Genomic DNA, 585 nt, shown 5'->3' on the forward strand with positions numbered 1-585 from the left:
GGGTTAACCGCGTCTTAATCAAGATTTTGATATGGAGCCACAACGACCGGTTACTGATATAGGTTTTCGTTTCACCCCGATAACCGCTGTTCTGTGGGAGGCTGATCCCCGGTTTGATCCGATGGCGAGCCATATAGGTATCAGTCTTGCCCGTGTAATAATAGTTATGCGCTTCGGCGTAAGGGCGCTGGCCAATCAGAAATGTGGCCCAATAGGGCATTGAACAGCTGTGGCTAATTATCGATGGAGATGCGGCGAATGAGTTGACCTACTCGGATGATGCGGGGGTCGTTAGGGCTGACCTGTTTGACTTCTTGGTCGTCGTGCACGTGAATTGACCCTAACTTCCAGACCTTGATGATCTAGCTGTTCCATCCGTGGCGTTCTTACATGAAGAGCACTGAGCCAGGCAATCGCAGCTTCACTGCGAGGCGGTGGCCAGCGACACGGGGCTGAACAGGATAACGGTGATCAACGCGACCGTGCGATCCAGTATTGGTCAGAGCCCTTCAAGCTGTGTCTCCTGTAAGAACATGCTGGCCCCTTACAGCGGGAAGTTTCTTTCTGGGCTTGGGGAGCAATCAG

1 pseudogene is annotated in these 585 nt (G+C 52.6%); it reads right to left on the bottom strand.

Annotation, left to right across the window (positions count from 1 at the left end):
- Nucleotides 1-496, bottom strand: a pseudogene (locus AC1DRJ_RS31750) (sugar transferase); the annotation flags it as partial.
- Nucleotides 497-585: the final 89 nt, after the last annotated feature.

The sequence above is a fragment of the Pseudomonas sp. P5_B2 genome (genome assembly GCF_056400445.1).